This is a genomic window from Bacillus cereus group sp. N12, assembly GCF_016483575.1.
Taxonomy (GTDB): Bacteria; Bacillota; Bacilli; order Bacillales; family Bacillaceae_G; genus Bacillus_A; species Bacillus_A toyonensis.
In genome coordinates, this window is record NZ_JAEHBO010000146.1 from 1 (window position 1) to 6,455 (window position 6,455).

Here is a 6,455-nt window from a genome sequence, read left to right on the forward strand (position 1 = left end):
TCTAGCTTCGTCGGCAGCGTCAGATGTGTATAAGAGACAGATTAAGGAAAGTATGGTACAGTAATCGTGAGCAAGCTACTAGTATTTGTTCATGAAAGTGTTAAAAATAGTTTTAAAATTACAAAGTTATTTTTGTATAATAAATTATAATGAAATTACAGGGGGGATGAATTTTGAAGAAATTCATAATCGCTGGATTGTCTGTATTGTTATTAGTAGGCTGTGGTGCTCCAAAGGAAAAAGAGGATGCACAGTCAAATCAGGAAGAACAAGTTGTAAATGCGAGTGAGGAGAGTATGGTTGTATTTCCTGAAGGGGCAGTACCAATTGGAGAAGGGATAGTAAAAGTCATTACACCAGATGGTACTTCTGAAAACGGCAATACACCGACTGTATTTATTAAAAAAGATACTTTAATTCAGCAAGTTGAATTAGAACTTTCTAATTTTCAAAACGATAAAGAAACATTCGTATTTGTAGATCAAATATTTGCTGATAAACATCAAGTAACTAGTACAACACAGACAACAGTACAATTAAAAGAAAAGACACTTGAGACAGGTAGTCATACGATTACTGCAGCTCAGTTTGAAAATAATGACCCAAAAGGAAAAGTCATTAGCTTTAATCAAGCGACGTTTGAAACGAAGCCAGCATCTTAATTATGGATAAAAAGTACATTACTTAAAGTAGTAGTGTACTTTTTAATTTGGATATAAATGGGTTGTTGAGAATAATTTGTTTCACTTTCTAGTACGTATGAATAGTAAGAAATTACTCTTTACTACTAAGAAAGAGAAAGAGGTTGAAGGTGTGCAGTGATTTGTTCGTATCATCTTGCTTAGTATGATGATTTCGATAATCTGGTTTACTTTACACGAGGTGGTTGAAGTTACGCTCAATTATCAAATCCATGACATGCTAATAGGAACAGTATGTTTTGTCATAGTATATCTGTTTTATGATAAACTTAGATTAAGTTAAGTTTTGCAAGAAAAATGTAGGTATTTCATTTGAAATGTCGAATAGTACATACGATGTCGTAATAACAAATTTTCTATTGTTTATTGTGAAACAGGAGAAGGAGAGATAGTAGTTATGAAACGAGCTCTTATTAATATCGATTATACATATGATTTTGTAGCTGAAAAAGGTGCTTTAACTTGCGGAAAACCAGGTCAAGAAATTGAGAAGGAACTTGTACATATAACGAAGCAATATATTGAAAATGGAGATTATGTAGTGTTTGCAATCGACAAACATGAAGAAAATGATGAATATCATCCAGAAGTAAAGTTGTTCCCTCCTCATAATATAGCAGGTACAAATGGAAGAGACTTATTCGGTGAATTACAAGATGTATACGAAAAATATAAAAATGATGCGAATGTATATTATATGGATAAAACGCGATACAGTGCATTTGCTGGAACAGATCTAGAGATGAAGTTGAGAGAACGAGGAATAGAAGAAGTTCATCTTGTAGGGGTGTGCACTGATATTTGTGTTCTTCATACAGCAGTAGATGCTTATAATAAAGGATTTAAAATTGTTGTATATGAAAAGGCAGTTGCATCTTTTAATGCGCAAGGACATGAATATGCACTTGGACATTTTAAATCTTGTTTACATGCAGAAGTGAAGTGAAAAAGAGGCCTTTGAAAAGGCCTCTTTTTACGTTTAAATTGAGACGACATTTTGCTCAATTAGTTTTTTTATGAAAGGGCTAATGTTTTCTGGTAGCCCATTTAAATCAAAAAATTTTACATGTAATGATTCAACTCCGTCAGCTTTTAGCAAGCCACCTTTAATGTCTTTGCAAAGGTAAGCGATTGTTATAGGATAAAATTCATCTCCATTCGCTAATTTCACAAAAAACTCTTTACCTGAAAATACACTTACTAACTGAAGTATACCAATTTCAATACCTGTTTCTTCAAGTACTTCTCGTCTTCCGGCTTATTCTGTGGATTCACCAAGTTCCACAAAACCTCCAGGAACACCCCACATACCATTTCGTCTTTGTTGTAGTAATATTTGTCCTTGGTCATTTAAAACAGCTACAGCAACTCCTGCTAAATTGAGTGGTCTTGATCCAACAATTTCTCTTAGTTCTTCGATATACCCCATTAATTGTAACCTCCGTGAAAAAAGTATCAAATGAATGATTCGGTGTTATGTGAATGTATTCCTTTAAATGAGGTAAGTATTACAAAGTTGTTTATAAAAATTTCTATTGTAATCTCCCTTTAGATTATTAAAAAGGGTATATTTATAGTAAATAGAAAAGGGCATCAGAAGTTGAAAGATTAATGAAAGGGTTATATTGTTGAAGATGTACTAGGGATACAAATACATAGTTAAGAAAGTAAAATGAAAGGTCAGGGGAAAAGTTACGAAAGAAAATTTTGAGATAATTAATAAGGAATTATAATAGATTAGCTCTACATGAAAATTTTAAAAATTAGGAAGTGGATAGATGAGTATATTAGCGTATACGGAGGAGTTTTTTAATTATGTAAGGGAGTTTTTACTATTAAGATTTTTACTATTTGCTTTAGTTCTTATCATTATTTCGTTTGTTATTAATCGCATTATTGATTGGTTTTTTAGAAAGTCCAGCTTTTTTGATGAAGAGGTAGAGCAGACGATTCAAAGTGTCATTCGATCTATTTTTAGATATATCATTATCATCAGTCTAATCATTTATTTAATTAGTCAGTTTGTAGATATAAAAAGTATCATTGCAGGTGCAGGGATAGCGGGAGTTGTCATTGGTTTTGCTGCGCAACAGATGCTAAAAGATGTCATATTAGGCTTTGCGAGATTAGCGGACAAAGAGTTTCGCGTTGGCGATTTTGTTACTTTTAATGGAACAAATTCAGGAACTATTGAGGAAATTAGTATTCGTTTTATGCAAATACGTGAATGGTCAGGAAAACTACTTACCATACCACATGGAGAGATTAGAACGATACAAAATTTTAATAAAGGGTGGATGCGAGTAATTGAACGCATCACGGTAAGTTATCAGGAAGACCCTACAAGAGTTAAGGAATTGTTAGAAGACGTATGTGTGATATGCAATGAAAATTTGGAACAAAGTTTGTATAGAGTAGAGGATGAGGCTGTTGAACCATTTAAATATGTTGGTGTTACAGACTTAAATCCTAACCTTAAATATGTTGGATATGAATTTTGTATTACAGGTTTAATTAAACCAGAAGATTATTTTGAAACTTCTAGACAAGTAAGGTTTGCATTAATGGCTATGTTCCATAAACATCAAGTGCAAATGCCAGCAGCGAATATGTTCGTTACTACTGAAAGTTTGCAGCATATCCGTGGAGAACAATTTTTGTCAGACAATTAAATAAAGCTTTACATTTAGAATTCTGATTTATAGATGTAGATGAGTCTTAGAGGGTTTAAAAGTAACTTCATTACTTGGCGTTGTTCAGTTTAAGAATTACGCGGTCAAAATTTAAAAGGAAAATAAAAAAATGATTGATAAATAAAAAGAGCTGAAGGAATTCAGCTCTTTTTATTTATAGAATTTAGAAATTTCTTAATGTTATAATGATAGTTGGTGATGAGAATGAACTTTGAAGAAAAAGAGATACATCGTTTAGAAGCATTAAAAGAAATTGCGGAATTGCTAAATGAAGCAACGAATTTACAGGACATGTTAGAAAAAGTTTTACATACATTGTTACAAGTTATGAATTTACAAACAGGGTGGATATTTTTTATTGATGAAAGTGGAAAGCACCGTATGCTTGTAGACGAAAACTTACCACCAGCTCTTACGTGGCAAGAGAAGAAGCCGATGTGTGAAGGAGACTGTTGGTGTGTAGAGCGTTTTGTGAATGGCAGATTAGAAAAAGCGACAAATATTATTGAATGTAAGCGAATAGAAGATGCGATTGAATGTAATTGGGGTGAAACAGAAGATGTTACACATCATGCGACAATTCCGCTTAGGTCCGGATCAGAGAAATTTGGTCTATTAAATGTGGCTGCACCTCATAAGACTCATTTTTCTGAGGAAGAGTTAGCGTTATTAGAAGCGATTGCATTTCAAATTGGAACGACAATACAACGTATTCAATTAGTTGAGAAAGAACGTAAATATGTAGTGGTAGCGGAAAGAAATCGACTTGCACGTGATTTACATGATTCAGTAAAACAATTGTTATTTTCTATTATGCTAACAGCGAAAGGTACTCTGAATATGACGCAAGATAGAGAATTGCAAGAGATGTTAAGTTATATTGGAGAATTATCACAAGAAGCATTACAAGAGATGACGCTATTAATTTGGCAATTAAGACCTGAAGGATTAGAGAAAGGATTAGCAGAAGCAATTCAAAATTACGGGAAGTTATTAGGAGTTCAAGTGGAAGTTCGAATTGATGGGATGGTTTCAATTGGGGATGAAATAGAAGAAGTTTTATGGCGTATTAGCCAAGAGGCGCTACATAATTGTAAAAAGCATGCTTCGTGTGAAAAGGTACATGTTCTTTTAAAAATAGAAAATAACCAGTTACATTTTTACATAGAAGACAATGGAATAGGATTTATACAAGAACAAGTAAGGGGATCAGCACTTGGTCTGAAAAGTATGAAGGAACGTATTCAGTTGATGAAGGGATCGTTTCAAATTACAACAGAGCTAAAAAAGGGTACAAAAATAGAAATTCAATTGCCGATTTGAAGGGGAGAATAAGGTTGAAGATTAAACTGCTACTAGTTGAGGATCATCATATCGTTCGAAGAGGACTTGTATTCTTTTTGAAAACGAGAGAAGAATTTGAAATTATTGGGGAAGCGGAAAATGGCGAAGAGGCATTACATTTCGTGCAAAAAGAAAAACCGGATGTCGTGCTAATGGATGTATCGATGCCGAAAATGGATGGAATTGAGGCAACAAAACGTCTAAAGCAATACGATGAGACGATAAAGGTACTTATATTAAGTAGTTTTTCAGAGCAAGATTATGTTATACCAGCACTTGAAGCTGGAGCAGATGGTTATCAATTAAAAGAAGTACAACCTGAGCAACTTGTCGCTTCTATTATTGCAGTACATCAAGGAAATGCGAATTTTCACCCGAAAGTAACACCTGCATTAATGGGGCGTTCCGCAGTAAAGAAGGAAATAGAAAATCCTTTTTCAATGTTAACGAAAAGAGAGCAAGAGGTACTTCGCGAAATTGCGAAAGGAAGAAGCAACAAGGAAATTGCAGCAGAGCTTCACATTACAGAACAAACTGTGAAAACGCACGTTTCAAACGTTTTAGCTAAATTGGAAGTAGATGATCGTACACAAGCTGCATTATATGCGGTGAAGTATGGGGGAAACTAGTTATAAGTGTGTCATATGTTAAGGTAACATTTATAGGAACAAATAAATAATAGTATGATACCGAATAAAGGTTTTTCTTCTTTCAATAATTAGGTACAATATAGCTACAATGGAAGGGGAAGATATGCTATGCCTGGAACAAGAAGTGGGATTGGAAAGATTCAGGCTTCGTTAAACGGTTTGTCACCGAAATTGCGAAGTATTGCCGAACATATTTTGAAACATCCACAAGATGTTGTACATAAATCTATTACTGAATTAGCAGAAGTTACGAATAGTTCCGAAGCTACGATATTCCGCTTATGTAAACACCTTGGTTTGCAAGGGTTTCAAGATTTGAAAATTACATTAGCTCGTGAAATTGTACATACACCGATGCAAAATATTCATGAAGAAGTATCAGCAGAAGATAGTATGGTAACAGTTGCTAAAAAAGTTTTTCATTCGCATATTACAGGACTGCAAGATACATTACATTTGTTAAATGACACCGCACTTGAGAAAGCTGTACGAGCTTTGCAAGAAGCGAACCGAATTGAGTTTTACGGAAATGGTGGCTCTGGAATTATTGCGATGGATGCATATCATAAATTTATGAGAACGGGTATTTCTTGTATTGCTCATACAGATTCTCATTTTCAAATTATGGGTGCTGGTTTACTTACAAAAGAAGCAGTAATCATTGCAATTTCTCATTCTGGTAGTAATAAAGGATTATTGGAAGCGTTAGAAGTAGCAAAAGCAAGAGGAGCTTGCATTATTGCAATTACGAGCTATCAGAAATCAGCACTAAGTCAACTTGCTGATATAACACTTTATACTTCAACACGTGAAACAGAATTTCGTACGGAAGCAAGTTCATCACGCTTAGCGCAGCTAAGTTTATTAGATACTTTGTATGTAGGATTGTCGTTGCAACGACAAGAGGAAACATTACAAAATTTACAAAGTATACGTGAAACAATTTCGATGAAGCGAATATAAAAAGCTCTTCAAATGAAGAGCTTTTTATCAGAGTGTTGGGAAACCCTTTAGGGTTCCCAACATTCTGCAATCCTTTTTAATTTTAGTAAATGAAAACAATATAA

At 33.9% G+C, this 6,455-nt stretch carries 6 protein-coding genes and 2 pseudogenes; 7 read left to right on the forward strand and 1 reads right to left on the reverse strand.

The window, feature by feature from the left end; translation table 11 throughout:
* The first annotated feature begins 173 nt into the window (after positions 1-173).
* The 3 genes and pseudogenes from JDS92_RS29280 (at position 174) to JDS92_RS29285 (ending at position 1,647) form a co-directional block, all read left to right on the forward strand.
* Complete coding sequence (locus JDS92_RS29280) at positions 174-662, forward strand: putative periplasmic lipoprotein (protein ID WP_000713449.1); 489 nt, start codon at positions 174-176, stop codon at positions 660-662.
* Between the two features lie 76 nt (positions 663-738).
* Positions 739-984 (forward strand): annotated as a pseudogene (locus tag JDS92_RS31480) (hypothetical protein).
* A gap of 114 nt (positions 985-1,098) precedes the next feature.
* A complete protein-coding gene (locus JDS92_RS29285) occupies positions 1,099-1,647 on the forward strand; it encodes a cysteine hydrolase family protein (RefSeq protein ID WP_000816780.1) in 549 nt (182 codons plus the stop codon).
* A gap of 33 nt (positions 1,648-1,680) precedes the next feature.
* Here the strand turns inward: JDS92_RS29285 and JDS92_RS29290 are convergent.
* Positions 1,681-2,130 (reverse strand): annotated as a pseudogene (locus JDS92_RS29290) (NUDIX hydrolase).
* A gap of 349 nt (positions 2,131-2,479) precedes the next feature.
* Here JDS92_RS29290 and JDS92_RS29295 point away from each other — a divergent pair.
* From JDS92_RS29295 to JDS92_RS29310, 4 genes are all read left to right on the forward strand, one after another.
* The gene (locus JDS92_RS29295; RefSeq protein ID WP_000025244.1) at positions 2,480-3,373 is read left to right on the forward strand and encodes a mechanosensitive ion channel family protein; all 894 of its coding nucleotides are present in this window, start codon (positions 2,480-2,482) and stop codon (positions 3,371-3,373) included.
* Positions 3,374-3,598: 225 nt separating this feature from the next.
* Positions 3,599-4,717, forward strand: a complete 1,119-nt coding sequence (gene casK, locus JDS92_RS29300; protein WP_087971287.1) for a two-component system sensor histidine kinase CasK — start codon at positions 3,599-3,601, stop codon at positions 4,715-4,717.
* Between the two features lie 14 nt (positions 4,718-4,731).
* Positions 4,732-5,367, forward strand: coding sequence for a two-component system response regulator CasR (gene casR, locus JDS92_RS29305; protein WP_000694625.1), 636 nt, complete (start codon positions 4,732-4,734; stop codon positions 5,365-5,367).
* A 129-nt stretch (positions 5,368-5,496) separates the two neighbouring features.
* A complete protein-coding gene (locus JDS92_RS29310; RefSeq protein WP_001119636.1) occupies positions 5,497-6,351 on the forward strand; it encodes a MurR/RpiR family transcriptional regulator in 855 nt (284 codons plus the stop codon).
* Positions 6,352-6,455: the final 104 nt, after the last annotated feature.

What these genes read in the sequence shown, in the direction of transcription:
- JDS92_RS29285 (WP_000816780.1), top strand. Translation starts at nt 1,099, where the DNA reads ATGAAACGAGCTCTTATTAATATCGATTATACATATGATTTTGTAGCT.
- JDS92_RS29295 (WP_000025244.1), top strand. Translation starts at nt 2,480, where the DNA reads ATGAGTATATTAGCGTATACGGAGGAGTTTTTTAATTATGTAAGGGAG.
- casK (WP_087971287.1), top strand. Translation starts at nt 3,599, where the DNA reads ATGAACTTTGAAGAAAAAGAGATACATCGTTTAGAAGCATTAAAAGAA.
- JDS92_RS29310 (WP_001119636.1), top strand. Translation starts at nt 5,497, where the DNA reads ATGCCTGGAACAAGAAGTGGGATTGGAAAGATTCAGGCTTCGTTAAAC.